Origin of the sequence: Stenotrophomonas maltophilia group sp. RNC7 (genome assembly GCF_030910085.1) — a bacterium.
Taxonomy (GTDB): Bacteria; Pseudomonadota; Gammaproteobacteria; order Xanthomonadales; family Xanthomonadaceae; genus Stenotrophomonas; species Stenotrophomonas sepilia.
In genome coordinates this window covers 1-25,898 of the sequence record NZ_JAVFVN010000361.1, presented here as the reverse complement: position 1 = coordinate 25,898, position 25,898 = coordinate 1, and the positions used below count along the sequence as shown (strand labels likewise).

27 protein-coding genes are annotated in these 25,898 nt (G+C 65.9%); 17 read left to right on the top strand and 10 right to left on the bottom strand.

Annotated features, from left to right (window positions below):
* The first annotated feature begins 59 nt into the window (after positions 1 to 59).
* The 9 genes from nudE to gcvH all read left to right on the top strand — a co-directional run bounded on the left by nudE (position 60) and on the right by gcvH (position 6,246).
* Entirely contained in the window at positions 60 to 623 is a 564-nt protein-coding gene (gene nudE / locus RCF13_RS06080) for an ADP compounds hydrolase NudE (protein ID WP_005418435.1), read from the top strand.
* A complete protein-coding gene (gene cysQ / locus RCF13_RS06075) occupies positions 620 to 1,423 on the top strand; it encodes a 3'(2'),5'-bisphosphate nucleotidase CysQ (RefSeq protein ID WP_053499520.1) in 804 nt (267 codons plus the stop codon). Before nudE ends, cysQ begins: the two co-directional genes overlap by 4 nt.
* Positions 1,424 to 1,436: 13 nt before the next feature.
* The gene (gene mazG / locus RCF13_RS06070; RefSeq protein ID WP_134968393.1) at positions 1,437 to 2,276 is read left to right on the top strand and encodes a nucleoside triphosphate pyrophosphohydrolase; all 840 of its coding nucleotides are present in this window, start codon (positions 1,437 to 1,439) and stop codon (positions 2,274 to 2,276) included.
* On the top strand, positions 2,273 to 2,602 hold the full coding sequence (locus RCF13_RS06065) for a YnfA family protein (protein WP_072168556.1): 330 nt from the start codon (positions 2,273 to 2,275) through the stop codon (positions 2,600 to 2,602). The genes mazG and RCF13_RS06065 overlap by 4 nt, the downstream gene beginning before the upstream one ends.
* Before the next feature lie 124 nt (positions 2,603 to 2,726).
* A complete protein-coding gene (locus RCF13_RS06060) occupies positions 2,727 to 3,029 on the top strand; it encodes a DUF962 domain-containing protein (protein ID WP_134968392.1) in 303 nt (100 codons plus the stop codon).
* A 66-nt stretch (positions 3,030 to 3,095) separates the two neighbouring features.
* Positions 3,096 to 4,055 carry an SPFH domain-containing protein gene (locus RCF13_RS06055; RefSeq protein WP_049410653.1) on the top strand — a complete coding sequence of 320 codons (960 nt, stop codon included), beginning with the start codon at positions 3,096 to 3,098 and terminating at the stop codon, positions 4,053 to 4,055.
* Position 4,056: 1 nt separating this feature from the next.
* Entirely contained in the window at positions 4,057 to 4,500 is a 444-nt protein-coding gene (locus tag RCF13_RS06050; RefSeq protein WP_061478891.1) for an NfeD family protein, read from the top strand.
* Between the two features lie 144 nt (positions 4,501 to 4,644).
* A complete protein-coding gene (gcvT, locus tag RCF13_RS06045; protein WP_134968391.1) occupies positions 4,645 to 5,757 on the top strand; it encodes a glycine cleavage system aminomethyltransferase GcvT in 1,113 nt (370 codons plus the stop codon).
* Between the two features lie 93 nt (positions 5,758 to 5,850).
* Positions 5,851 to 6,246 (top strand): glycine cleavage system protein GcvH, encoded by a 396-nt coding sequence (gcvH, locus tag RCF13_RS06040; protein ID WP_005418426.1) that lies wholly within the window; start codon positions 5,851 to 5,853, stop codon positions 6,244 to 6,246.
* Between the two features lie 292 nt (positions 6,247 to 6,538).
* Here gcvH and RCF13_RS06035 read toward each other — a convergent pair whose 3' ends face one another.
* Positions 6,539 to 6,910, bottom strand: coding sequence for a hypothetical protein (locus RCF13_RS06035; RefSeq protein ID WP_134968390.1), 372 nt, complete (start codon positions 6,908 to 6,910; stop codon positions 6,539 to 6,541).
* A gap of 111 nt (positions 6,911 to 7,021) precedes the next feature.
* On the opposite strand from RCF13_RS06035, the gene RCF13_RS06030 reads away from it, so the two are divergent.
* Positions 7,022 to 7,528 (top strand): hypothetical protein, encoded by a 507-nt coding sequence (locus RCF13_RS06030; protein ID WP_032954412.1) that lies wholly within the window; start codon positions 7,022 to 7,024, stop codon positions 7,526 to 7,528.
* Between the two features lie 64 nt (positions 7,529 to 7,592).
* On the opposite strand, the gene RCF13_RS06025 is transcribed toward RCF13_RS06030, so the two are convergent.
* Positions 7,593 to 8,507 (bottom strand): LysR family transcriptional regulator, encoded by a 915-nt coding sequence (locus RCF13_RS06025; RefSeq protein ID WP_061478889.1) that lies wholly within the window; start codon positions 8,505 to 8,507, stop codon positions 7,593 to 7,595.
* Between the two features lie 114 nt (positions 8,508 to 8,621).
* Between RCF13_RS06025 and RCF13_RS06020 the strand changes: the two genes are divergently transcribed.
* A complete protein-coding gene (locus RCF13_RS06020; RefSeq protein ID WP_134968389.1) occupies positions 8,622 to 9,380 on the top strand; it encodes an SDR family oxidoreductase in 759 nt (252 codons plus the stop codon).
* A gap of 141 nt (positions 9,381 to 9,521) precedes the next feature.
* Here RCF13_RS06020 and RCF13_RS06015 read toward each other — a convergent pair whose 3' ends face one another.
* Entirely contained in the window at positions 9,522 to 10,922 is a 1,401-nt protein-coding gene (locus tag RCF13_RS06015; RefSeq protein ID WP_061478887.1) for a serine hydrolase domain-containing protein, read from the bottom strand.
* 285 nt (positions 10,923 to 11,207) lie between these two features.
* Between RCF13_RS06015 and RCF13_RS06010 the strand changes: the two genes are divergently transcribed.
* Together RCF13_RS06010 and RCF13_RS06005 are read left to right on the top strand one after the other, a co-directional pair.
* Positions 11,208 to 12,536: an MFS transporter gene (locus RCF13_RS06010; RefSeq protein ID WP_134968387.1), complete on the top strand. Its 1,329-nt coding sequence runs from the start codon at positions 11,208 to 11,210 to the stop codon at positions 12,534 to 12,536.
* 43 nt (positions 12,537 to 12,579) lie between these two features.
* On the top strand, positions 12,580 to 12,930 hold the full coding sequence (locus tag RCF13_RS06005) for a DUF1304 domain-containing protein (RefSeq protein WP_134968386.1): 351 nt from the start codon (positions 12,580 to 12,582) through the stop codon (positions 12,928 to 12,930).
* A 471-nt stretch (positions 12,931 to 13,401) separates the two neighbouring features.
* On the opposite strand, the gene RCF13_RS06000 is transcribed toward RCF13_RS06005, so the two are convergent.
* From RCF13_RS06000 to RCF13_RS05990, 3 genes are all read right to left on the bottom strand, one after another.
* A complete protein-coding gene (locus RCF13_RS06000) occupies positions 13,402 to 13,869 on the bottom strand; it encodes a hotdog fold domain-containing protein (RefSeq protein ID WP_134968385.1) in 468 nt (155 codons plus the stop codon).
* Positions 13,870 to 13,945: 76 nt separating this feature from the next.
* Positions 13,946 to 16,423: an acyl-CoA dehydrogenase gene (locus tag RCF13_RS05995; protein ID WP_061478883.1), complete on the bottom strand. Its 2,478-nt coding sequence runs from the start codon at positions 16,421 to 16,423 to the stop codon at positions 13,946 to 13,948.
* Positions 16,420 to 17,337 (bottom strand): alpha/beta hydrolase, encoded by a 918-nt coding sequence (locus RCF13_RS05990; RefSeq protein WP_032954411.1) that lies wholly within the window; start codon positions 17,335 to 17,337, stop codon positions 16,420 to 16,422. The genes RCF13_RS05995 and RCF13_RS05990 overlap by 4 nt, the downstream gene beginning before the upstream one ends.
* Positions 17,338 to 17,490: 153 nt before the next feature.
* Here RCF13_RS05990 and RCF13_RS05985 point away from each other — a divergent pair, with 153 nt between their 5' ends.
* The gene (locus RCF13_RS05985) at positions 17,491 to 18,093 is read left to right on the top strand and encodes a TetR/AcrR family transcriptional regulator (protein WP_005418411.1); all 603 of its coding nucleotides are present in this window, start codon (positions 17,491 to 17,493) and stop codon (positions 18,091 to 18,093) included.
* Between the two features lie 141 nt (positions 18,094 to 18,234).
* Here the strand turns inward: RCF13_RS05985 and RCF13_RS05980 are convergent, their stop codons facing one another.
* The 3 genes from RCF13_RS05980 to RCF13_RS05970 form a co-directional block, all read right to left on the bottom strand.
* A complete protein-coding gene (locus tag RCF13_RS05980) occupies positions 18,235 to 21,117 on the bottom strand; it encodes a TonB-dependent receptor (RefSeq protein WP_049412226.1) in 2,883 nt (960 codons plus the stop codon).
* Positions 21,118 to 21,489: 372 nt separating this feature from the next.
* Positions 21,490 to 22,338, bottom strand: coding sequence for a hypothetical protein (locus RCF13_RS05975; protein ID WP_061478882.1), 849 nt, complete (start codon positions 22,336 to 22,338; stop codon positions 21,490 to 21,492).
* A 116-nt stretch (positions 22,339 to 22,454) separates the two neighbouring features.
* Positions 22,455 to 23,348 carry an Hsp33 family molecular chaperone HslO gene (locus RCF13_RS05970; protein WP_049412229.1) on the bottom strand — a complete coding sequence of 298 codons (894 nt, stop codon included), beginning with the start codon at positions 23,346 to 23,348 and terminating at the stop codon, positions 22,455 to 22,457.
* 77 nt (positions 23,349 to 23,425) lie between these two features.
* Here RCF13_RS05970 and mtgA point away from each other — a divergent pair, with 77 nt between their 5' ends.
* From mtgA to RCF13_RS05955, 3 genes are all read left to right on the top strand, one after another.
* On the top strand, positions 23,426 to 24,175 hold the full coding sequence (mtgA, locus tag RCF13_RS05965; RefSeq protein ID WP_231352255.1) for a monofunctional biosynthetic peptidoglycan transglycosylase: 750 nt from the start codon (positions 23,426 to 23,428) through the stop codon (positions 24,173 to 24,175).
* A 61-nt stretch (positions 24,176 to 24,236) separates the two neighbouring features.
* A complete protein-coding gene (locus RCF13_RS05960; protein WP_005418406.1) occupies positions 24,237 to 25,256 on the top strand; it encodes a glycosyltransferase family 2 protein in 1,020 nt (339 codons plus the stop codon).
* Positions 25,216 to 25,647: a CBS domain-containing protein gene (locus RCF13_RS05955; RefSeq protein ID WP_005418405.1), complete on the top strand. Its 432-nt coding sequence runs from the start codon at positions 25,216 to 25,218 to the stop codon at positions 25,645 to 25,647. The genes RCF13_RS05960 and RCF13_RS05955 overlap by 41 nt, the downstream gene beginning before the upstream one ends.
* Positions 25,648 to 25,815: 168 nt before the next feature.
* Here RCF13_RS05955 and RCF13_RS05950 read toward each other — a convergent pair.
* Positions 25,816 to 25,898 (bottom strand): IS3 family transposase (locus RCF13_RS05950; RefSeq protein WP_308140961.1); only part of this gene is annotated, 83 nt, incomplete at its 5' end.

Genomic DNA, 25,898 nt, shown 5'->3' with positions numbered 1-25,898 from the left:
TTGCTGCCTGCACATTCTATCGGCCCCGGCGCAGCCGCCGGTCGCCGCGGAGATTCCGCATGAACGATGACCGTGCCGGCCGTCGCTTGCCGATCATCCATCGGATCACCGATGAGGAGAACGGCCCCTTCCAGCGCCAGCATCTGGACCTGGAGTTCTCCAACGGTGAACGTCGCCGTTTCGAGCGCCTGGTCAGCCGTGGTCACGGTGCGGTGGTGGTGGTGCCGATGCTCGACGATGAAACCGTGCTGCTGGTGCGTGAATACGCCGCCGGCATGCATCGTTACGAACTGGGGCTGGTGAAGGGCAGGATCGACGCCGGCGAGACCCCCGAGCAGGCTGCCGACCGCGAACTGAAGGAAGAGGCTGGTTATGGTGCGCGCCGGGTCGACGTGCTGCGCGCGATGACACTGGCCCCGACCTACATGAGCCACCAGTCGTGGCTGGTGGTGGCGCGCGACCTGTACCCGGAAAAACTGGCCGGCGACGAGCCGGAAGAACTGGAAGTGGTGCCGTGGAAGCTGGCCGAACTGGACCAGCTGATGTTGCGCGAGGACTTCTCCGAGGGACGCTCGCTGGCGGCGCTGTTCATTGCCCGCCAGTGGCTGCAGGGAACGCGATGATCAAGCTGACGACGGACCTGCGCGAGACCGCCATCGCCATCGCCCAGCAGGCCGGCCAAGCCATCATGCAGGTGTATGCCGATGGCTTCGAGGTCCAGATCAAGGACGACAACAGCCCGGTCACCGCGGCCGACCTGGCGGCCAACCAGGTCATTGAGCTGGGCCTGCGGCAGCTGACACCGGACCTGCCGATCCTGTCCGAGGAATCGGCGCAGGTGGGCTGGGAGCAGCGCCGCCATTGGGGCGCTTACTGGCTGGTGGATCCGCTCGACGGTACCCGCGAGTTCGTCAAGCGCAACGGCGAATTCAGCGTCAACATCGCCTTGATCTACCAGGGCGCGCCGGCATTCGGCGTGGTGCTGGCGCCGGTCACCGGCATTGTCTGGCATGCCATGCGCGGCGAACTGGCCTATCGGCGGCAGGGCCTGCATGACACCGTGCTGCGCACCCGCACGCCGGCCACGGCTCCGCTGCGCGTTGCCGCCAGCCGCTCGCACCGTTCGCCGGAAACCGAGGCGCTGCTGGCGCGCATGGGCCGCATCGAGACCATCGCGCAAGGCTCGTCGCTGAAATTCTGCCGGATCGCCGAAGGCGGCCTGGATGTCTATCCGCGGCTGGGCCCGACCTCTGAATGGGATACGGCCGCCGGCCAGTGCGTGCTGCATGCCGCCGGCGGCGCGGTGCTGTCGGCGGCGACCGGCAAGCCGTTCCGCTACAACCGCCGCGAGACCCTGTTGAACGGCGATTTCATTGCCCTTGGTGATACCAGCCTGCCATGGCGCGACTGGTTGTCCGACTGATCCTGGAGGCCGCATGAGCGCGCACGACACCCCCACCACCGGCAGCGCCGCAAGCAACGAACTGGAGCGCCTGCTGGCGATCATGGCGCGGCTGCGCGACCCGCAGGGCGGCTGCCCGTGGGATCTGGAGCAGAACTTCGCGACCATCGCCCCCTACACCATCGAAGAAGCCTACGAGGTCGCCGATGCGATCGACCGCGGCGACCTGGACGATCTCTGCGACGAGCTGGGCGACCTGCTGCTGCAGGTGGTGTTCCACGCACGCATGGCCGAGGAGCAGGGGGCGTTTGCCTTCGCAGACGTGGCCCGCGCGATCAGCGACAAGATGCAGCGCCGCCACCCGCACGTGTTCGCCGAGGCCAGCGTCGACGATGCCGACGGGGTGATGCGTAACTGGGAGGCGATCAAGCGGGCCGAGCGCGCCGCCAAGGGCGAGCAGGACACCTCCGCACTGGCCGGTATCTCGCGCGGCCTGCCGGAATGGCAGCGGGCGGTGAAGCTGCAGTCGCGCGCCGCCAAGGTCGGTTTCGACTGGCTGGGTCCGCTGCCGGTGCTGGACAAGGCCGCCGAGGAGCTGCAGGAGCTGCGCGAGGAGTTCGAACGCGGCGATGTCGCGGGCAACAAGGCGCGCGTGCAGGAAGAACTGGGCGACCTGCTGTTCGTCTGCGCCAACCTGGCGCGCCATGCCGATATCGATCTGGGCGCTGCACTGCGCGGTGCCAACCACAAGTTCGAGCGTCGCTTCCGCGCGATGGAAGCGCAGGCCGACGCACAGGGTGAGGCGTTGGCCGAACTGGACCTGGATGCGCAGGAAGCACTGTGGCAGCAGGCCAAGGCAGCAGAGAAGGCGTGAAAACGCTTGGCCTGTTCCTGCTGACCGCGCTGGCCGAGATCGTTGGCTGCTACCTGCCATGGTTGTGGCTGCGCAAGGGAGGCAGCGTCTGGCTGCTGCTGCCGGCGGCGGCCAGCCTGGCCCTGTTCGCCTGGCTGCTGACCCTGCACCCGACTGCCAGTGGACGGGTCTATGCCGCCTACGGTGGCGTCTACATCGGCACCGCGCTGTTCTGGCTGTGGCTGGTCGATGGCATTCGTCCCAGCCGCTGGGACCTGCTGGGCGCAGCGCTGTGCCTGGCCGGCATGGCGGTGATCATGTTCGGGCCGCGCACCTCATCGGTGTAGAGCCGAGCCATGCTCGGCTGCTCTCCTTCCGACCGCGCTGGCGCGCGCAAGCCGAGCATGGCTCGGCTCTACAAGGTCAGCGATGGCGCATGATGTGGGCGACCCTGGTTCCCCGAGCCTGCTCATGTCCCGCTTCGCTAGCTTCCGCGAGTTCTATCCGTTCTATCTCAGCGAACACCGCCACCCGGTATCGCGGCGGCTGCACTTCATCGGCAGTTGCGGGGTCCTGCTGCTGGTCGCCACTGCCTTGCTGCGCGGCCAGCCGCTGTTCCTGCTCGGCGCCCTGTTCTGCGGCTACGGGTTCGCCTGGGTCGGCCATTTTTTCTTCGAGAAGAACCGCCCGGCCACCTTCCAGCACCCGCTGTACTCGTTCATGGGCGACTGGGTGATGTTCGCCGACATCCTGCGCGGGCGCGTGCCCTGGTAGCTCCGCTGTGAATGCGGCCTTCACGCGCTATGCTGGGGCCTGGACGTCATCGATAAGGAAAGCAAGATGTTCCCGACCATGTTCTTTACCGTGGTACTGGCCTTCGTGGCCGTGGTGATCCTGTTCAAGGCCGTACGGATGGTGCCCCAGGGCTACGAGTGGACCGTCGAGCGCTTCGGGCGCTACACGCACACCATGACCCCCGGCCTGCATTTCCTGATCCCGATCGTGTACGGGGTGGGGCGCAAGGTGAACATGATGGAGCAGGTGCTGGATGTGCCCAGCCAGGAAGTGATCACCAAGGACAACGCCGCCGTGCGCGTGGACGGCGTGGTGTTCTTCCAGGTACTGGATGCTGCCAAGGCCGCCTATGAGGTGGCCAACCTGGAAGTGGCGATGATCGCCCTGGTGCAGACCAACATCCGTACCGTGATCGGTTCGATGGACCTGGACGAATCGCTCAGCCAGCGCGAGGTGATCAATGCCCAGCTGCTGAGCGTGGTCGACCATGCCACCAATCCTTGGGGCGTGAAGGTCAACCGCATCGAGATCCGCGACATCCAGCCGCCGCGGGATCTGCTGGACGCGATGGCGCGGCAGATGAAGGCCGAGCGCGAAAAGCGCGCGCAGATCCTCGAGGCAGAGGGTTCACGCCAGTCGGAGATCCTGCGCGCTGATGGCGAAAAGCAGGCCACCGTGCTGGAGGCCGAAGGCCGTCGCGAAGCTGCGTTCCGTGATGCCGAGGCACGCGAGCGCCTGGCCGAGGCCGAAGCGATGGCGACCAAGGTGGTGTCGGCGGCGATTGCCGAGGGTGACGTGCAGGCGATCAACTACTTTGTTGCGCAGAAGTACGTGGAAGCGTTCAAGGAACTGGCCAGTTCGCCGAACCAGAAGCTGGTGCTGATGCCGATGGAGGCCAGTGGCGTGATCGGTTCGATCGCGGGCGTGGCCGAACTGGCGAAGCAGGCGCTGGCCAGCCAGGACAACAAGGTCGCCGGCAAGCGGCCGCCGCCGCTCGGAGGGTGACATGCGCTGGGAAGTCGTCGGTTGGGGCGCGTTGGCGCTGCTGCTGTTCGCGGCCGAAGCGCTGGCGCCGGGTGCGTTCATGCTGTGGATCGGCATTGGCGCGGCGGCGGTGTTCGTACTGGTTGCGGTGTTCAGTGACATTCCGCTGTTGTGGCAGGTGATCGCTTTCGTTCTGCTGAGTGTGGTCTCGATCCAGTGCTACCGGCGCTGGGGGCGGCCGCGGGCACGGCCCAGCGATGCGCCGTTGCTCAACCGCCGCGCCGAGCAGCTGGTCGGCCGCGAGGTGGTACTGCAGCAGGGCATCGTCGGTGGCCAGGGACGGGTCAGCATTGACGATGCGTCCTGGCAGGTGAGCGGTCCGGAGCTGCCTGCGGGTACGTGGGTGCGGGTGCGCAGCGTGCAGGGCACGGTGCTGGTGGTCGAGGACGCAGGCCGCCCCATGTAGAGCCGAGCCCACGCTCGGCTCCCACACGGAGAGCAGCCGGGCATGGGCTCGGCTCTACAGCTCCGGCGCTGCGCTGCGGCACGCCTGCGGGCGACCGATCTGGGATAATGGGGATTCTTGTTTCCTCTGCTGCCGGACCCGGTCATGACCCAGAAGACGCTGCTCAACGATACCCACCGCGCCCTTGGCGCCAAGATGGTCGATTTCGGGGGTTGGGACATGCCCATCCACTACGGCTCGCAGCTGGACGAGCACCACCTGGTGCGTCGCGAGTCCGGTGTGTTCGACGTCAGCCACATGACGGTGGTCGACCTGCGCGGTGAGCAGGTCAAGCCGTTCCTGCGCCGCCTGCTGGCCAACTCGATCGACAAGCTGAAGGTGACCGGCAAGGCGCTGTACTCGTGCATGCTGAACCCGCGCGGCGGCGTCATCGACGACCTGATCGTCTACTACCTGGGCGACGATTTCTTCCGCATGGTGGTCAATGCCTCCACCCGCGAGAAGGACCTGGCCTGGCTGCGCGAGCAGGCTGCGCCGTTCGGCGTCGCCGTCGAGCAGCGCCCGGACCTGGCCATCCTCGCCGTGCAGGGCCCGCAGGCGCGCGACATCGTGATCGGCCTGGCCCGCGAAGCCGACCGCGCAGCGTTGACCAAGCTGGGCCGCTTCGCCGCCCTGCAGGTGCAGTCCGATGACGGCGTCGAGCTGTTCGTCGCCCGCACCGGCTACACCGGTGAAGATGGTTTCGAGATCCTGCTTCCGCAGGACGCCGTGGTCGCCTTCTGGAACCGCCTGCTGGCGGCGGGTGTGAAGCCGGCCGGCCTTGGCGCGCGCGACACCCTGCGCCTGGAAGCTGGCATGAACCTGTACGGCCAGGACATGGACGAAGAGATCAGCCCCTACGAAGCGGCGCTGGCCTGGACCGTGTCGCTGGACGAAGGCCGCGACTTCATCGGCCGCGACGTGCTGGAGGCGCAGAAGAGCGCCGGCACCGCGCGCCAGATGATCGGCCTGGTGATGGACGAGAAGGGCGTGCTGCGCCATGGCCAGACGGTCACCACGGCCAGCGGTCAGGGCGAGATCCTGTCCGGCACCTTCTCGCCGACGCTGGCCAAGGGCATCGCCTTCGCCCGCGTGCCGGCTGGTGAACTCGGCGAGGTCACCGTCGACATCCGCGGCCGTCAGGTGCCGGTGCGGGTGGTCAAGTTCCCGTTCGTTCGGGAAGGCCAGGCGCAGCCCGGCGTGCTCGCCGACGCCTGATCCGTACGTGCCGGTCGTCACTGACAGCAGTGGTGGCCGGTTGGTTACACTAGCCCCGTTTTTTCCACCCCTGCATATCTCTGGAGCAGTCCCATGAGCGAGATCCCCGGCGACCTCAAGTTCCTCAAGTCCCATGAGTGGGCCCGTGTCGAAGGCAATGGCCGCGTCACCGTCGGTATTTCCGACCACGCCCAGGGCCTGCTGGGTGACCTGGTCTACGTCGAACTGCCGGAAGTCGGCGCCGACGCCAAGGCCGGCGAGCAGATCGCCGTCGTCGAGTCGGTGAAGGCCGCCTCGGACGTCTACAGCCCGATCAGCGGCAAGGTCGTCGAGGTCAACTCGGCCCTGTCCGACAAGCCGGAAACCATCAACGAAGATGCCTACGGCGAAGGCTGGATGTTCGTGGTCGAACTGACCAACGCCGATGAGGTCAACGAGCTGCTGGACCCGGACGCGTACGCCGAAGCCCTGGAGAACGAAGACCACTGAGTCGTCGTTTCCGGATTCTGGAACGGCCACCTTCGGGTGGCCGTTTTTGTTTTGGCGACTGCACCGGACTCATGACGCGGGGTTCGCTGCGCACCCTCGGCGTGGCATCAGCCGACAGGCGAACGGTGCCGATGGGCGTGCGCAGTTTTGCGCAAATCCGCGTTTCAGCCCCGCGCCGACGCACTCGGATGTGAAAACTTTTCGCCCCCTGTTGCGGCGCCGCTGTGCTGGCGTTGGTGGCGGCGCCGGTGACCGTCGACGTCGCACGCGCGATGCCGTTGCGAGTCTGTGTCTAAATGCGCGGAGTGCTTATTTCAAGTGTTTTTTGTTCAACGTATGCATCGATGCCGGTGCATGCAGCACGCTTGCGCGACGCTTCAACCGCCATCGCGGGCCGCGTAGAGCAGTGGCGCCGACGGCGCTCGGAAAGGCGCGGATGTGAAAATTTTTCGCGGGGGTTGTTGACAGTAAAAAAAACCGTGATTAGGTTTCGCCTCAGCAGACCTTGCCTGCCCAACCGAGTGCGCAGAATCAATCGTCCGATGCGAAGCAGCCCCTTCAAGACCACCGCGACCCTGATGACGGTGGACACGGCCCCGCTTCCCCCGGAGAAATGCAAGGCACCTCCCGTTCCGATGTCCGCTCCGCCGATCGAGGCGGGCATCGCCGCATCCGTAACGGCGCGCCTGACGCGCCGGCGGTCCCCGCACGCAGCATCCGCGGGTTTGATCCAACTGGGCGTTTCAACTCCCTATCACTGACGAGGAGCCATCCCATGGCAACCAAGAAAGCTGCGAAGAAGAAGCCCGCCGCCAAGAAAGCGGTGAAGAAGGTCGCGAAGAAGGCCGCTGCCAAGAAGGCAGTGAAGAAGGTCGCGAAGAAGGCGACTGCCAAGAAGGCAGTGAAGAAGGCGGCGAAGAAGGTCGCCAAGAAGACCACGGCGAAGAAGGCAGTGAAGAAGGCGGCGAAGAAGGTCGCCAAGAAGTCCACTGCCAAGAAGGCCGTCAAGAAGACCGCGAAGAAGGCGGCCAAGAAGGCCACCAAGAAGACTGCCAAGAAGGCTACGGCCCGCAAGCCGGCCAAGAAGGTCGCAAAGAAGGCGACTGCCAAGAAGGCCGTCAAGAAGACCGCCAAGAAGGCAGTAAAGAAGACCGCGAAGAAGGCTACCAAGAAGGCCGCCCCGAAGAAGGCAGCGAAGAAGGTTGCCAAGCGCAAGCCGGCCGCCCGCAAGAAGAAGGCCGCTCCGGTCGCTCTGCCGGCAACCCCGGCGCCGCTGATCTAAGTACTTCCCGATAGCCGCATCCTGAAACCCCCTTCCCTGGCTGCCCAGCGGGGAGGGGGTTTTTTTATGGGCGGCTTCGATCGCCTGGTGGGGTGACTACCGGCGGGAATCGTTCCACCAGGAAGTCGAGGAAGCTGCGCAGGCGGGTGGAGTGGTAACGGTCGTGCGCATAGACCACGTGCATCGGCCGACCGGCCTGGCCGTGCTCCGGGAGCAGCTGCACAAGTCGTCCAGCCTCGACATCGGCTGCCAGCAGCAGCGTCGACTGCAGGACGATGCCCAGGCCATGCAGCGCCGCCGAACGCAGCGCTTCGCCATTGTTGATCTGCAGTCGACCGTCGGGCACGTGGTCGAGCTCGCCAGCGTCCTCCTGCAGCCACTGCGCAAGTGCACTCGGTTCGAATGACAGGCATTGATGGCCGGCAAGTGCATGCACGCTGTGTGGCGTGCCATGCCTGGCCAGATACGCCGGCGAGGCGCACATCATCAGGCGATAAGGGGCCAGGGCTCGTGCCACCAGCACGCTGCTGTCGGCCAGCGTGCCGATCCGCAGCGCCGCTTCGAAGCCCTCTTCGGCAAGGTCGACCACGCGATCGGTCAGCGTCGCTTCGACCCGGACATCCGGATGGCGCGCCATGTACTCGGCCAGCGCCGGTACCAGTGCATGCGTACCGAAGATCACGGGTGCACTGATGCGCAGCGTGCCCGCCGGTGCCAGGTGCTGGTGCTGCGCCTGCGCATCGGTTTCGTCCACCAGGCGCAGGATTTCCCGGCAGCGCGTGTAGTAATCCTGGCCGAACGGGGTCGTGTGCTGGCGCCGGGTGGTTCGGCTCAACAGCTGCATGCCCAGCCGTGCTTCCAATGCACGCAGATGCTTGCCGGCCATCGTCGCGGAGATGTTCATCGCCGCAGCTGCCGCACTGAGGCTGCCCTTGTCCACGATCAGCACGTAGACCCGCATGCTTTCCAGCAGGTTCATCTGACACCCCGGGTGTTGAATGCTGAAACCTGCGCGGAGTTTATCAATCAGGGGTGATCAAACAGCATGTCGTGCAAGGGCTGGATTGGCCGGCCATGCGGACAGGAGAACACCATGGACTTGAATCTTGCAGGCCGTACCGCTTTGGTGACGGGCGCGGCCAGCGGCATCGGTGCCGCCGTCGCCAGGCAGCTGGCGGCCCAGGGCGTGCGCGTTGCCATCACGTCACGGCAGCGGGCACCCCTGCAGGCGCTGGCGGCGCGGATCGAAGCCGAAGGCGGCGTGGCACCGGTCATCGTGGCCGGCGATGTCACCGTGGCCGGTGACGTCCGGTGCATCGCGCAGGCATCCCGGGAGGCATTGCAACGCGTCGACATCCTGGTCAACGCCGCAGGGGGCTCCCGGCCGACCACCGTCGATGCCGATGATGATGTCTGGGAGGAAGCGATCGCCCTGAACTTTTCCGCCGCGCGGCGGATGACCCAGGCGCTGTTGCCTGGCATGCAGGCGCAGGCATGGGGGCGGGTGATCAACTTCAGCGGTTCGATGGAACCGCGAGCGGTGAACGCGGCCACTGCGGCGAAGGCGGCGCTGCATCTGTGGAGCAAGGGGCTGTCGTCGGAGGTGGCCGGGCAGGGCATTACGGTGAATGCGATTGCACCGGGGCGCATCAACAGCGCGCAGATCCTGGAACGCCTGCATCCCACCGAGGAAAGCCGGCGTGCGTTCATCGCCAGCAACATCCCGATCGGACGCTTCGGTGAACCCGAGGAGGTGGCGCCACTGGTGGCGTTCCTGTCCTCGCCGCTGGCCGGCTACATCACAGGCGCGGTGATTCCGGTGGACGGCGGCATGCACTACTTCGCGCACTAATGCTGCGGAGCTGTAGAGCCGAGCCCATGCTCGGCCGCCTTGCGCCAGAATTCCGCTCAGCCGAGCACGGCTCGGCTCTACACAACGACAAAAAGGGCGGCCCGCAGGCCGCCCTTCGCACACACGATCGAGCCCGCCTGATCAGTGCGGCGACGCCACCGCACGATTGCCCGAGGCGCCCTTGCCCTTGCGCTTGTCCTGCTGCGCCGGGCTGGCGCCCTCGGCCATCAGGTTGTCGCTGCCGAAGTCGGTGTCCACGTCCAGCCAGCGCTGCGCCGGCAGGCCGAGCGCGGAGTCGAGCACGGTCGGCAGCAGGCCGCTGGGCAGGCTGCTTTCGCCATTCCACATGATGGCGATGCCCAGATCGCGTTCCGGCACCAGCGCGACCAGGCCGCGATAGCCCTGCACGGCACCGGCATGGAACACCACGTCGTGGCCGGCGTAGTCGAAGGTGCGCCAGCCCAGGGCGTAGCCGGCCGAGTGCAGGCGCTCGCGGCGCCAGCCCGAACGCATCTCGCCGGGGGTGCTGATCAGGCTCGAATGCAGGGTGGCCAGCAGCGGTGCCGGCAGCACGTCAGGGCGGTGGCCGGTGTGGGCGAGCAGCCACTGCGCCATGTCGCTGGCGCTGGCATTGACGCCGGCCGCCGGGGCCACCCGGTAGTAGGTCGGCTTCGGCGTCAGCGAGACCCAGCCGTTGCGGCTGCGCACGTGAGGACGCGCCCAGCGCGAGCTGGCCTGGATGCCGGCCAGGCCGAGGCTGGCATCGTTCATGCCCAGCGGCTTGAAGATGCGGCGCTCGACCGACTGCTCGTAGAAACTGCCGGAGGCCGCGTAGACGACATCGCCGATCAGGCTGAAGGCCACGTTCTGGTAGGCATAGCAGTCGCCCGGCAGGCACTTCAGGCTGGTGTTGGCCAGTTTCTGGGTCAGCGCGTAGTACTCGGCGTTGCCCTCGATGTCGCGGTCGTAGGCGTTGTACGGCAGGCCGACGCGATGGCTGAGCACGTCGGCTACGGTCAGGCGATCAGTGGCTTCCGGCGAGTTCAGGCGGAAGCCCGGCACGTAGTCGGTGACCTTGCTGTCCCAGCGCAGCGTGCCGTCGTTGACCAGCAGGCCGGCCATGGTGCCGGCGAAGGCCTTGGACAGCGAGGCCAGGCGGAACACGGTGTGCGCATCGACCGGCAGCGGATTGTTGACGTCGGTGACGCCATAGCCGCGCGCGCTGAGGATGCGGCCGCCCTGCACGATCGCCACGGCCATGCCCGGCACGCGTTCGCCATAGGTGAGCTGCTGCGCCATCGATTCGATGTTGGCGACGTTGAAGCCGGGCGCCGGGGCCTGCACGCGCGGCACCAGGCCGGTGCGGTAGGCCGCCGGCTGGGTGTGGGCGACAGTGGGACCGGCAGCGGATTCGATGTTGGTCGGCATCGGCGGCAATGCCGGCGGTGTCTGCGCGGTGGTGGACAAGGCAACGGGCATCAGCATGCCCAGCAAACCGGTGGCCGCCGAACGGATCGGGCGACGCAGGCTGTTCTTTTTCATCGGTTGGACCCGTGCGCGACTGCTGATGGCGATTCTAGCGCCGCTTTTCCCTTGTGCACAAACAAAGCGAAGATGAATGCGCATCTCGTTGAAAAATTTGGAATTTGAGGTACTGAAAGCATGTATCGGAACGTGTCATCCGGGGCCGATCAGCGGAGCCGATCCGCCCGCAGGAAGGCGCGTCGCGCTGGCGATGTTGCGGTGCATTGGCTAACGTACGCGTTTCATCGCCCCGGAGCCTGCCATGCCGCTGTCCAACCGCCGTCTTCAGGCGAGGGACACCGCGTGAGTGCGGTACGGAAGAAGGGGCCGCTGCAGGGCCTGGCGTCGGCACTGCGCGAGTCGCCGGCGCTGTGGTGGTCGTTCCTGTACTTCTTCTGCCTGCTCAGCGGCTACTACGTGCTGCGCCCGGTGCGTGAGGCCATGGCCGCCTCGGCAGACCTGGAAACGGTGTTCCCACCCGTGCTGATCGCCTGGTTCGCCAGCCACGGCATTGCGTTGAAGGACTTCGTCCTGCAGTTCCTGTTCTCCTGCGTGTTCGTGATCATGCTGGTGCTGCAGCCGGTGTACGGCTGGCTGGTCAGCCGCTTCCCGCGACGGGTGTTCCTGCCGGCGGTGTATGGGTTCTTCATCGTGACCCTGCTGGGCTTCTACATGATGTTCGACAGCGGCGTGCCTGGCCGCGGCATGGCCTTCTTCTTCTGGATCACCGTCTTCAACCTGTTCGCGGTGGCGGTGTTCTGGAGCTTCATGGCCGATGTGTTCTCCAATGTGCAGGCCCGGGCCTTCTATGGATACATTGGCGCGGCGGGCACCGTCGGTGCCTTCCTTGGTCCGATCATCACCAGTGCGCTGGTGCAGAGCGTGGGCATCGCCAACCTGATGCTGGTCTCCGCAGCTTTCCTGGTCGTGTGCCTGTTGTGCATCTGGCGGCTGCGGCACTGGGCGGTGCTGCGCGAACGCGAGCAGCAGCTGGTGTCCGGCGAGCAGCCGATGGGCGGCAGTGTGCTGGACGGCCTGAAGTTGATCGTGCGCGAGCCGCTGCTGCGCTGGCTGGCGATCATGGTGGTGTTCGGGGTGGGCGTGGGGACGCTGCTCTACAACCAGCAGGCTGCGATCGTGCGTGCGGCGTTCACTGACCCCGCAGCCAGCACCGCGTTTTTCTCGCGCATCGATTTGGCAGTGAATGCGCTGGCGCTGTTGATGCAGCTGGGCCTGACCCGCTGGTTGCTGTCCCGGCACGGAATCGCCCCGGCGCTGCTGATTCCCGGTTTCGCGATCCTGATCGGCTTCTCGGTGCTGGCGGCCTCGCCGATGCCGCTGATGGTCGCGGTAGTGCAGGTGATGACCCGGGCCAGCGAATTCGCACTGGCCAAGCCGGCGCGCGAGACAATCTACACGCGCGTGGACCGGCAGTGGCGCTACAAGGCCGGCGCAGCGATCGACACCGTGGTCTACCGCGGTGCGGACCTGAGCTTTGCCTGGGTGCACAAGGGCCTGTCATTGTTCGGCTCGCACGTAGTGTTCATCGGCGGCATGCTGGTGGCCGCGTGCATGACCGCAGCCGCGTTCGGTGTACTGCGCGAAGAAAAGAAGCTGCCGCGCGACCGATGATTTCCCGGGCTCCGACCCCCCATCCCTGTCCAAGGAACCGCCCATGTACTGGATCGCACTCATCCTGACGTTGCTCGTGGCCCTGCTGCACGTCTATTTCCTGGCACTTGAGATGTTCCTGTGGACCCGCCCGCTGGGCCTGAAGACCTTCCGCAACACGCCGGAGAAGGCAGAGATCACGCGCGTGCTGGCGGCCAACCAGGGCCTGTACAACGGCTTCCTGGCGGCGGGCATCGTGGTGGGGCTGGTGATCGATCAGCCGGTGCTGGTGACGTTCTCGCTGGCCTGCGTGGTGGTGGCCGGGTGCTATGGCGCCTACAGCGTGAGCCGCCGCATTTTCATGATCCAGGCGGTGCCTGCGATCCTGGCGCTGGTGTTTCGCGCGCTGGCGTAGTTTCCAGCCAACGGCGCAGCCCCTCGTGGGTTGGTCGCGTAGAGCGGGTCATGTGTTGGGTGTGGCGGATGGGCCGTGCAGGGGACGCTGCAAGTACGTCCATGTAAGCTCGATGGCGCCATCCATGGCGCCAACGCCCCTGCACGGCCCACCCGCCACACCCCTGACAGGTTCCGTGTGCGGCCAGCCCACGGAGAAGAAAGAGAAGATCAAGAGCAACAGCAAAAAGCGGCCGGTGGGCCGCTCTTGCTTCTGCTTCTGCTCTTCTTTTTTCTCTTGCGTGGGTAGACGCCGCAGAGATCCGTCCGAGGCCGGAGGGGTGGGGTCGGGCGGGGTATCCGCGCCATGGATGGCGCGGCTAAGCCTACACGGACGTACTTGCGGCGTCCCCGCCCGGCCCCACCCCTCCGGCCCAACCGATAAACCGCATGCTTCGTCTACCCACGAGGGGCTGCGCCGTTCGCCGGAACACTACTTTGCCGGCGACAACCACATGTCGATTACCGCGCTGAACACCTCCGTGCCCGCGCGGTCGCGCACGCTCACCGTCACCGGTAGCGCATAGCCCTCGGCCGCGACCACAATCGGCTGTGCCGGCAGCGCCACCGCCTCCAGCGTGCCACGCGCCTTGGCCAGGTACTGCACCTGCATCCCCTTCGGGATCCAGCGCATGCCCTTCGGCAGCGATGCGTCGACCATCAACCCGGCGGTCAGTTCGGCCAGGTTGCACATCGCGATCGCGTGCACCGTGCCGATGTGGTTGCGTACTCTGCGGCGGTCGGCCAGCGTACCTTCGCAGCGGCCGTGTTCCAGGCGGGTGATGCGCGGCGCGATGCTGGCGAAGTAAGGCGCCTTGAAACACACCGCGCGCGAGAACAGCCAGTTGCCGGCAGGCCAGCGCTGCAGGCGGTTGTAGAGCGAGAGCAGGGGCGTGGACATGAGGAGGATTCCGGTCGGCGGATAAAGCGACGGCGGGCCGAGGCCCGCCGTCGAAGGCAACGCGTGTCGCGGGCGATCAGGCCGCCTGCGAATGCGGGTCCTTGTGCTGGCGGTCGTAGTAGCTGGCCGCGCGCAGTTCGTGGGTGTCGAAGTCGTCCACGGTGATCGTGTCCAGAGTCAGCGTACGCAGCTCTTCCAGCAGGCTGCGCTCGTCCTGGGTGATCACGCCTTCGGCCACGGCCTCATCCAGCTGGCTCTTGAAGTCCAGCGCCTCGATGCCCTTGCTCTTCAGTGCCTTCAGGAACTTGCGCTCCACCGGCTCGGCCATGATCGCCTTGCTCAGGTAACTGTTGATGCGGCCACCCGGGTTGTTCTCGCACGGGGTCAGGAACACGCCATTGGCGAGACGGTCGCGGGCTTCATTCGGCGCCATCAGCAGGGCGGCGACGCGGCGGCTCAGGCGATCACCCGGAGCCTCGGCACGACGGCCCAACGGGAAGATGAGCGCCCACATCAGCCAGCCGATCGGACGGATCGGGAAGTTGCGCAGCGCGGCCGACAGCGACTCTTCGATCTTGTGCACGCTGTCATGGAAGGCCCAGGCCAGCAGCGGCTGGTCGGCCTGCGGTGCACCTTCGTCGTGGTAGCGCTTGAGCATGGCGCTGGTCATGTAGACATGGCTCAGCACGTCGCCCAGGCGGCCGGACAGCGATTCCTTGAACTTCAGCTTGCCGCCCAGGGTCATCATCGAGATGTCGGCCATCAGCGCCAGGTTGGCCGAGTAACGGTCCAGCTTGCGGAAGTAGCGGCGGGTGTAGGCATCGCCCGGGGCGGCGCCGAAGCGCGCACCGGTCAGGCCGAACCAGAACGAACGCACGGCATTGGAGATGCCGAAGCGGATGTGGCCGAACAGGCTGCGGTCGAACTCCTGCAGGCCTGCACGGGTATCCGGATCCTGCGCGGCCTTCATTTCCTTGAGCACCCACGGGTGGCAGAGGATCGCACCCTGGCCGAAGATCAGCAGGCTGCGGGTCATGATGTTGGCGCCTTCCACGGTGATCGCGATCGGCGCGGCCTGCCAGCTGCGGCCGGCGAAGTTGCGCGGCCCCAGGATGATGCCCTTGCCGCCGATCACGTCCATCATGTCCGAGATCACTTCGCGGCTCATGGTGGTGCAGTGGTACTTGGCGATCGCCGACGGCACCGACGGCACGTCACCACGATCGACCGCCGCGGCGGTGGCCTGCGACAGCGCGCTGATCTTGTAGGCCTTGCCGCCGATGCGGGCCAGCGCCTCTTCCACGCCTTCGAAGCGGCCGACCGACAGGCCGAACTGCTTGCGGATGCGCGCATAGGCGCCGGTCACGGCGGCACCGGCCTTGGCACCGCCGCTGGCGGTGGACGGCAGGGTGATCGAGCGGCCCACGGCCAGGCACTCGTTGAGCATGTTCCAGCCCTTGCCGGCCATGGCTGCGCCGCCGATCAGCTGGGTCAGCGGAATGAACACGTCCTTGCCGCGGATCGGGCCGTTCTGGAACGTCGAGTTCAACGGGAAATGGCGACGGCCGATCTCGACGCCGGCGGTGTCGCGCGGCAGCAGGCCCAGGGTGATGCCGATGTCGCGGGTGTCGCCCATCAGACCATCCGGGTCGTACATGCGGAAGGCCAGGCCGATCAGCGAAGCGACCGGAGCCAGGGTGATGTAGCGCTTGTCGAAGGTCAGCTTGACGCCGAGCACCTGCTCGCCGTTCCACTCGCCCTTGCAGACGATGCCGTAGTCCGGGATCGAAGTGGCGTCGGAGCCGGCGAACGGACCGGTCAGGCCGAAGCAGGGCACTTCGCGGCCATCGGCCAGGCGCGGCAGGTACTGGTCCTTCTGTTCCTGGGTGCCGTAGTGCACCAGCAGTTCACCCGGGCCCAGCGAGTTGGGCACGCCGACGGTGGAGCTGACCACCGAAGACACCGACGCCAGCTTCTGGATCACCTTGTGGTGGGCCAGCGCGGAGAAGCCCAGGCCGCCATATTCCTTCGGGATGATCATGCCGAAGAACTTGTTCTTCTTGATGAAGGCCCACAGCTCCGGCGGCAGGTCGGCGTGGACGTGGGTGATTTCCCAGTCGTTGACCATCGTGCACAGCTCTTCCACCGGGCCATCGAGGAAGGCCTGTTCTTCAGCGGTCAGCTGCGGCTTGGGATAGTTGAGCAGGATGTTCCAGTCCGGGTCACCGGTGAACAGCTCGCCCTCGAAACCGACCGAGCCGGTTTCCAGCGCAATGCGCTCGGTCTGCGACAACGGCGGCAGCACCTTGCGGAACACCTTCATCATCGGGCCGGTCAGCAGCGGCTTGCGGATGAACGGCAGCAGCAGCGGCACGGCGATCACCGCCAGCACCGCCGCAGCGACGATGGTGGCGGTCTGGTTGACGTAGGGAATGAACCAGCAGGCGGCCAGCAGGGCCACGCTGATCAGCGTCCAGGTAACCAGCCGCATGCGGTGGTAGGCGACGAACGCGCCTGCCAGCAGCAGGGCGAGGAAGGGAAGAACGATGCTCATGAGCGTGCTCCGGTGACGTGCTCGTTTGTGGCGGACGAAGCCGCAGCGTCCGCTGCGGGCAACACGTCCAGATAGTCCAACACAGTAGCGGTAAAGGCGTCGTTGTCATCGCCGGCGACCATGTGCGTGGCCTGCGGCAGCTGTACATGGCGCGCGTGCGGCGCCAACGCCAGGAATTCGGCCACGGTCTGCGGCGTGACCAGGTCGCTGCGGCCGCCGCTGACCAGCAGCAGCGGGCACTTCACCTGCCGCGCGGCCTCGGCCAGTGCATCCTGGTGCTGCTCGCTGTCGCGCGCCAGCTCGGCCACCAGGCGCGGGTCCCAATGCCAGCGCCAGCGCCCGTGGCCATCCTCGCGCAGCAGCGCACGCAGCGACTGCTCGGATTTGCGCGGCCGGTGCGGCATGTAGGCCGAGATCACGTCGGCGGCCTGGGTCAGCGAGGCGAAGCCGTCGGGATGGGCGGTCATGAAGGCGAGGATGCGCTCGACACCCGCGGTATCCCAGCGCGGGGTGATGTCGACCAGCACCATGGCCGAGAACAGGCCCGGCCAGCGCGACTCGGCCAGCAGGCCGAACAGGCCACCCATCGAAGCGGCAACCAGTACCGGCGGGCGCGGCTGTTCGCCGGCCAACACGATCAGGTCGTCGGCGAACTGTTCGCCGTGATAGGGCAGATCGGCGCCATTCCAGTCGGAATCGCCATGGCCGCGGGCGTCGTAGGCCAGCGTCTGCAGGCCGGCCGCGTTCAGTGCGCGGGCAGTGGCATTCCAGGCGTGGCGGGTCTGGCCGAAGCCATGGGCAAACAGGACCCGGCCGCGCCGGCCATGGTCGCTGACGGTCGCCGCCAGGCGGGCGCCATGGGCGGCGTCCAGGCGCAGGTCATGGAACGCAGCGGGAGTGGGGGACATAACCATACTTGCTAGTATGGAGAGCTTCGAGGGGAAGTCAATACTGCATGGTATGGTGCGTTGCAGAACGCGCGTGGAGGGACCCTTCCGACGGGCCTGCGACGGTTTCGACCGCAACCGCGTACTGCAACGAACCCCGGCGTATGGTTAAATCAGTCCATGAATCAACCTGACGCTTCCGCCGGCGAACCGCGCGCCGGCCGCAACAGCCGCCTGAGTGCCGAAGACTGGGCCCAGGCGGCCCTCGATCTGATTGCTGAACAAGGTGTCGGCGCCGTCGCGGTAGAGCCGCTGGCACGGCGGCTCGGCGTTACCAAGGGCAGTTTCTACTGGCATTTCCCTTCACGCGATGCATTGCTGCAGGCGGCGCTGGAACGCTGGGAACTGTTCGAACAGGAACAGGTGTTCGGCAGCCTGGAAGACGTACCGGATCCGCGCGTGCGCCTGCGCCAGCTGTTCCAGATGGTGGCGCATGAAGTGCAGCCGCACATCATCTACAGCGAGCTGCTGAAGGCCCTGGATCATCCGATGGTGCGGCCGGTGATCGACCGGGTCTCGCAGCGTCGCCTCGACTATCTGGTCGCCTCGTTCCGCCAGGCCGGCCTCAGCTCGACCGATGCGCGTCATCGCGCACGCCTTGCGTACGCCGCGTATGTCGGCTTCCTGCAGTTGTCGCTGCAGCTGCAGCAGCCCAAGCAGGCGCGCGAGGATTTCGAGGCCTACGTCGAGCACCTGATCGAGACGCTGATCCCGAACGGATGAGCGCCCGGAAATGATCTCGAAGGAAGGCCGCAGCGATGCTGCGGCCTTTTTTGTTGTGCGCTGGCCAGCGCCCGTCCATGGCGCGCAAAGAACAACGGCCCCTTTCGGGGCCGTTGCTGCATCAGCTGATCGGGTTCCCGATCAGAACTTCTGCTTGTACTGCATGTAGATCAGGCGACCGATGTCGTAGCCGCCGTAGTAGGAGTACTGCGAGTTCGGCGCCGAGTACATCTGCGGGCCGTAGTGGTCGAACACATTGCGTGCACCGACCGCGATGGTCGCATTCCACGGCGCGTTCCAGGAGAACTGGACGTCGTGGAAGGTGGTGGCGCCGCGCTTGTTCTGCGCCTGGTTGCGAGCCGGATCCGGCGAGCCGTAGTCAGGCAGCGAGCACTCGGTGGCGTAGTAGCAACGCTCCTTCACGCTGGAGAAGTAGCGGGTGCCCCAGGTGATGCCGAAGTCGCCGAATTCCCAGCCAACGGTCAGGTTCGAACGCAGGCGGAAGTTGCTGCCGAAGCCATTGTAGATCTGCACCGGGGAGTCATCATTGGCCGTCTTCAGAACGTTCTTGGTGACGTAGGTGTTCTGCAGGTTGAAGTTGAAGCTGCCCCAGGTGTCGGTCGCATAGCGGTAGCTTGCATCGAAGTCGAAGCCTTCGGTTTCGATGAAGCCGGCATTGCGGCTGCCGTAGGTCAGGTTGTTGACGTAGCCGAGCGTGGCGTCACGGGTGAAGGTGCTGCAGCGCTCAGCAATGCCCAGAACGTAGCAGTCGTTCAGCTGATCCGTCGGGGTATCGGAAACGATCGTGTTCTCGATCTTGATGTTGAACCAGTCCAGGCTCAGGTTCAGGCCCGGGGCGAAGGTCGGGCTCCAGACCAGGCCAACGGTCTTGGACTTGGACGTTTCCGGAGTCAGGTTCGGATTGGAGCCGGAGGTGAACGGCACCGGGCTCTGCTCATCCGGGCCTTCAGCCGGGACGTAACCCTGCTTCAGCTGGCGGAAGTTCGGGGCCAGGGCACCCAGGGCGGCAGCGCATCGCTGGGCCGTGGCGGCGTCGGTTGCGGCCAGACCGAACGAGGTATCGCACGGATCGGTGAAGTACTCGAAGGACTGCGAGCTGCCGCCGTACAGGTCGGCGATGGTCGGCGCGCGGAAGCCCTCGGAGTAGGTCGCACGAACCAGCAGCTGATCGATCGGGCGCCACTTCAGGCCGAACTTGCTGTTGGTCGTGTTGCCGAAGGTGCTGAAGTCGGAGAAGCGGGTGGCTGCGCTCAGGCTCAGTTCCTTGGCACCGGGCAGGTCGGCCAGGATCGGTACGTTCAGCTCCAGGTACACTTCATTGACGTCGTACTTGCCGCCGGTCGGGCCAGCCGCCAGGTCGGTGGAGTAACCCGACTGCGACAGCGCGTCCGGATTGAAGTTGCCCTTCTCCTCGCGGTACTCGTAACCCAGTGCGAAGCCCAGGTCGCCTGCCGGCAGGGTCAGGATGCTGCCCGCAATGTTGGCGTAGTAGGACGTCATCGTGGTTTCGCCGACGTTGTGCGTCGTCGGGAACAGGAACTGCTGCAGGTCCGGATTGCCGGTCAAGCCGCCATCACCGGTGCGGCCGAACGGAATGGCCGGGTTCCACGGGATGCAGCCGCCGGCGCCGGGGCCGTAGGCCGGGTTGGTGCCCGCAGCCAGGCCCGCTGCGGTTCCGCACTCCACGCGGCCGGTTGCCGGGTTGTAGAACGAGGCCCCGGTGGCGGCGTTGGCAGCCAGGACGTTGTAGTTGCCGGTCTGGCTCTGGTTGTTTTCGGAGTTCTGGTAGAGGTAGCCGGCTTCCCAGTCGAAGTACTTGTCATTGAACTGGAACGAGCCCTGCAGCGCGCCGCTGAAGCGGAACGTCGTCAGCTTGTTGTTGGAAACGCGCGGCACTTCCCAGCCACGGCGGACATACGCCATATCCTGGCCGAACGGGTTGTAGTAGCTGTCGGCCGACCAGATGGAACCGAGGTTGGCGTAGGCTTCGGACTGCAGCGGGTAACCGGCCACCTGCGCTTCCGATTCGCGGCGGGTGTACAGCAGGTCACCGCTGAAACGGACATTGTCGGTAAGGTCGTACTGCAGGTTGGCGAATACGCTGCGACGCTTTGTCGGGGTCAGCAGCTGCATCTGCTGGTTGGAGTTGCTTACGTCACCGGTGATCGGGGTCAGGTCGGTTTCGTGGAAGTCCGCCGCGTTGTAAGGATTGCCGCCGCGGTTGAGGGTGAGCGACGGTGCGTCCGGATCGGTCGGGTCGAACACCGAGCCCCACTGGCTGACCGAGGTCCAGCCGGCGGTCGGATGGCGATTGGTGCGCGACGATTCGGAGAACCAGCGGTCCTTTGCCCACACCGCCTTTTCGTTGGAGTACTCGGCACCGATGGTGATCGAGCCGCGATCGCCGGTGAAGCCGGCAACGAAATCGGCGCTCTGCTTCTGGCCGTCGCCTTCACTGTACTGCCCGGTGTAGGCGTTGACTTCCAGGCCTTCGAAATTCTTGCGGGTGATGATGTTGATCACGCCGGCCATGGCATCGGAACCGTACACCGAGGAAGCACCGTCCTTCAGCACGTCGATGCGCTCGACGATCGCCGACGGGATCTGCGACACGTCCTGATAACCGCTGACGCTGGCGCCGAGGCGCTTGCCGTCGACCAGGATCAGGGTGCGCTGTGCACCCAGGTTGCGCAGGTCGATGTAGTAGCCGCCGACCATTTCACCGGAGGACAGCGGTTCGGAACGGCTGATGGCCGGGCTGCCGGCGGCAGAAATGTTCTGCAGCACGTCAGCAACCGTCTTGAAGCCGCTCTTTTCGATGGTGGCGCGGCTCAGGCTCAACACCGGCTGGGCGGTTTCGGTATCGACCTGACGGATGCGCGAACCGGTGACCTCGATGCGGTCGAGGTTGGTGGCTTCCTGGGCGTGGGCCGTCGCGGTGGTGGCACCGGCGACAAGCGCGATCACAACTGCGTCACGCAGCTGGCTGGACTTGAGTTTCATTGGCTCTCTCTCTCCAAGAAATCTTGGCTGGGGTTAATGCCCGGCGGGGGAGCGAAAAAGCGCTCCCAAATCGCGAGGCTGACCCGATAGTAACGGGCGTTCGCCAAGAATTAAAGCTGTGTTAATGAAGTCTGTGATTTTGGTAAAAAAGCGCTTTTTCCAGCCCAATCAACGGGTTGCTGGTATGGTCATGCTGATCTGCCTCGTTTGTTAACGCAGAATGATGAAAAAAGTTTCGACTGATATGTATCCCAATATGTCGATACGCTCTGCGGTCGATACCGCTCATGCGAGTGCGAGGCTGGCACGCAGATGCAAAAAGGCGCCTTTCGGCGCCTTCGGGAATGTCGTTGCTGAACCTGACTGAGGGGATCAGAGATCCTGTTCGTAACGCACGTACGGCACGGTGCCGTCGTCGTTGCTTTCGTTGCGCGGGGAGAACGGATTCTTGCCGCGGCTGATCACGTTCTCGGCGCCGACGGTCAGCTGGCCGGACCACGGGGTACGCCAGGTCAGGCCGATGCCCAGGCCTTCGAACTTGCCGGGCTTGCCCGGCACGTCGACCACGCGGCCGATGATGCTGCCGGTGAAGTTGCCGTAACCGGCACCGATGCTCAGGCTCTTGCTGTCCCAGCGATCGACGATGGCCGGCGAAGCGTCGGCCAACGGTACCAGGCGTGCCTTGGCGTAGGTACCGGCGATGGAGACGAAGCCTTCGCGGCCAATGTTCTTCTGCGCGAACACGGTCAGATCGTTCTGCTCGGCGCGCAGCGAGGGCGTCTTGTTCGGGCCCGACAACCAGGCGGGCAGGGTTTCACGGCCGGTGCCGGCAGTGATGCCCAAGCGGCTGTTGCCCCGGTTCAACGCGGCGGTACCACTGAAACGACGGCTGTTCAGATCATCCTCGTCGCCCAGGCTGGCCAGCATGCAATGGCTGGCCAGGCCGCTGATGCTGGTGCCGCTGCTGCTGTTGCAGAGCAGGCCCAGCGAATCGCCGGAGGACAGGCCAAAGGCTGCGTCCAGCGAATTGCGGCCGAAATGCCAGCGGGCGCCGGCTGCCTGTTCGCCGGTCGGCTCCAGGTACAGCAGCGCCTCGACCTTGCCGCTGCCCTTGTTCCATACCGGCAACACGGTGCGGGTGTCCTTGCTCTGCGCATGCACGCCCGTGATCGCGCCAAGGGCGATCAGCAGGGCCAGCGGTAGACGCAGGAAGGTACGCATCGGACCAGTTCAGACAGGGACGGACAACGGAAGTTCCCGTGGGGACGGGAACTCGATCCTAGGGTGTTTATGAATTCTTAACAAGCCTTGATCCTCCCCAGGTACAAGACTGCCGTTTACTGAAGTCGTTCAGGCGCCGCTACAGCCCCCTGGGCGCCGTGGAACAGTATGCCGAACTCCGTCAATGGAAAGTGATACTCACGCCCGCAGAATTCGCAACGCACCTCGACGGCGCCGGTGGCCTCGGCGGCCGCGCGGGCTTCGTCCTCGCCCAATGACTGCAGCATGCCAGCCACCCGCTCGCGCGAGCAGGAGCAGGCGAAGGACAGCGGCTTGTCGCCCAGCAGTTCCGGCCGCTCCTCGTGGAACAGGCGGTGCAGCAGCTGCTCGGCCGGGGTCGCCAGCAGTTCGGCCTTGCCCAGGGTTTCGAACAGGGCGCTGGCGCGGGCCCAGCCATCCTCGTCGCCTTCGTCGCCCGGCAGCTTCTGCAGCAGCAGGCCGGCGGCACCGTTGCGGTCGGCCGCCAGCAGCAGGCGGGTCGGCAGCTGCTCCGACTGGCGGAAGTAGTCCTCGAAGGCCTCGTCCAGTTCCGGCGCAGTCAGCGCGACCAGGCTCTGGTAGCGCTGCGGCTCGCGCGGGTCCAGGCCGGGGTTCTCGATGGTGATGGCGAGGATTGCGTCATCACCGAGGCGGGACAGGTCACGCGGTGCGTCGCCACCCTCGCTGAGCTGGGCGATACCGCGCAGGGTGCCGGCGGCGGTGCATTCGGCGAACAGGGTGCGCAGCGCGGTGCTGCTGCGCAGCTGCACCGACAGGCGCCCGTCGATCTTGGTGTGGCCGGTGAACAGCGCCGAGGCGACGCAGGCCTCGCCAAGCAGTTCGGCAGCGGCGTCCGGGTAGGCGGCATGGGACAGGATTTCCTGCCAGGTGGCCTGCAGGTGCACATGCACGCCACGCACGCCGGCGTCGGGGAGCAGGAAACGGATCAGGGAATCGGGGTTGGCGGTCATCGGCTCACATCGCGCGTAAACGGGGGCGGTTGCCGGATAATGCGCCGACAACCAGACAGAAGAAGGATGCACCAGTAATGGGGGCAGCGGGAGAGCAGCACAAGGTAGAGGCCGTGGTCGCCGCGCCGCGCCGGCGACGCTGGCGCTGGAAGCGGCTGCTGTGGCTGCCGGTGCTGCTGGCCGCCTTCAGCTGTCTGCAGGTGCTGGTGCTGCGGTTCATCGACCCGCCGGTGTCCATGGTGATGCTGTGGCGCTATGGCGAGGCGCTGGGCGAGGCCGACTGGTCCTATCGGCTGCATCACCAGTGGCGCGACCTCGACCAGATGGCACCGAGCCTGCCGATCTCGCTGGTGGCGGCCGAGGACCAGCGCTTCCCCGACCACAACGGCTTCGACCTGCAGGCCATCGAAAAGGCGCGCGACCACAACGCCAGGGGCGGGCGCCTGCGCGGCGCCAGCACGATCAGCCAGCAGGTGGCCAAGAACCTGTTCCTGTGGCAGGGCCGCAGCTGGATCCGCAAGGGCCTGGAAGTCTGGTACACGGTGCTGATCGAGGCGCTGTGGCCAAAGGAGCGGATCCTGGAGATGTACGCCAACATTGCCGAATTCGGTGATGGTGTGTATGGCGCGCAAGCGGCAGCGCAGAAATTCTGGGGCAAGGACGCGGCCCGGCTGAGTCCGGCCGAGAGCGCGCGCCTGGCCGCGGTGTTGCCGGCACCGCGTCGCTACAACGCGGCAAAGCCTGGGCCGTATGTGCAGCGGCGGGCCGCGTGGATCCAACGCCAGGCGCGTCAGCTGGGTGGTGCGTCCTATCTGTCGGAGGACTGAGCCCGGCGCTGCAATTGGCAGGCGACGGGCCGGGCGCCTGCCGGCAACGTACAATCCGGCCATGACCCGCGAACGGCTTACCTTCGTCATCGCCGCCTACAACGAGGCCCTGGCACTGCCGCTGCTGCATCCACGGCTGTGCGCGGTGCTCGACGGCATGCCCGACATCGACGGTCACATCCTCTATGTGGACGACGGCAGCCATGACCGCACCTGGGACGTGATCGCCGGGCTGGCCCAGGCCGATGCACGCGTATCGGCGCTGAAGCTGTCGCGCAACTTCGGCAAGGAAGCGGCGCTGACCGCCGGCCTGGATCTGGTGCACGAGGGTGCGGCGATGATCCTCGATGCCGACGGCCAGGACCCGCCGGAGCTGGTGCCGCAGTTCGTCGCGCGCTGGCGCGAAGGGCATGACAACGTCTACGGCACGCGCATGGCCCGCGATGGCGAGGCCTGGATCAAGCGGGCCACGGCAGCGATGTTCTATCGGGTGATGGGCCGCCTGTCGCGGACACCGATTCCGGCCGATACCGGGGACTTCCGCCTGCTGTCACCGCGCGCGCTGAACGCCCTGCGCGGGATGCGCGAGCGCCACCGCTTCATGAAGGGACTTTTCAGCTGGGTGGGATTCAAGCGGATCGCCGTGCCCTACCACCGCCACGCACGTGTGGCCGGCAGCAGCAAGTTCAGCCTGTGGCGGCTGTGGAATTTCGCCCTCGAAGGCATCACCGGGTTCTCGACCGTGCCGTTGCGGGCGGCGACCTACCTCGGGCTGGCAACCGCGGCCGTCGCTTTCGTGTTCGGCCTGTGGGTGATCGTGAAGGCGGCGCTGTATGGCGACCGGGTGGCGGGCTGGCCGACGATGATGGCGGTGATCCTGTTCCTGGGCGGCGTGCAGCTGATCGCGCTTGGCCTGATCGGCGAGTACCTGGGGCGGCTGTACGAGGAGTCCAAGCAGCGGCCGTTGTACCTGGTTGACGCCTGGCTAGCATCGTCCGTGGCAGACTCGGTCCCGCAACCCACCCTGGGAGGGCAGGCAGATGACCACGGTACGGCAACTGTTGGACGGCAAGTCTCCTGAAGTACATGCGGTCGCGCCGGATGCGGCGGTGATCGATGCGATCCGGTTGATGGCGGAAAAGGGCATCGGTGCGGTGCTGGTGATGGACGGCCCGCGGCTGGTGGGAATCCTGTCCGAGCGTGATTACGCGCGCAAGATCGTGTTGCGTGATCGCTCTTCGCGCGATACGGCGGTGGCAGAGATCATGACGTCGCAGGTGGTGACGGTGTCGCCGGGCGAGCAGGTGGAGCATTGCCTGCAGTTGGTGACCGATTATCGCATCCGCCATCTGCCGGTCGTGGAGGGCGCGCAGGTGCTGGGGGTGATCTCCATCGGCGACCTGGTGAAGTCGGTGATCGATGCGCAGCGGCGGGAGCTGGATCAACTGCAGCAGTACATCGTTGCCGGGTGAGGGTGTCGCTGGCGGGCCTGCGGCCCGCCGGTCCGCTTTTCGAAGCTCAAAGCCACAGCCAAAGCCAAAGCAGCGCCTTCCTGATACGTTGGGAGGCGGAGGGTGCGGCTGGGCAGGACACGCCGTAAACCCATCCATGAAGTGACCCCCGAGACTTGGACGGTGGGGTCAGGCGGCTGCTTGGGCCTGTTCCCGGTACTTTACCGGGCTTAGCCCCTTCAATTTCAATCTGATTCGCTCTTGGTTGTAGT